Source organism: Methylobacterium sp. J-077, assembly GCF_022829365.1.
Lineage (GTDB): Bacteria > Pseudomonadota > Alphaproteobacteria > Rhizobiales > Beijerinckiaceae > Methylobacterium.
The window spans coordinates 1-208 of sequence record NZ_JAKSYJ010000059.1; the positions used below are offsets into that span (position 1 = coordinate 1).

At 63.9% G+C, this 208-nt stretch carries 1 tRNA gene; it reads left to right on the plus strand.

Annotated features, from left to right (window positions below):
* Positions 1-63: 63 nt before the first annotated feature.
* A tRNA-Met gene (locus MKL11_RS03585) sits at positions 64-140 on the plus strand.
* Positions 141-208 lie beyond the last annotated feature (68 nt).

Here is a 208-nt window from a genome sequence, read left to right on the forward strand (position 1 = left end):
CGCTACGGCCCCGGACCGCGCCACAACGCGCAACGCCAGCCCGGACCAGCCGAACAACCTTGGCGCGGGGTGGAGCAGCCCGGTAGCTCGTCAGGCTCATAACCTGAAGGTCACAGGTTCAAATCCTGTCCCCGCAACCAAATCTCTTTCGACTATGCGATCCTTCACGAACCCGGCCCGCCCAACGCGGACCGGGTTTTCTGCGTTC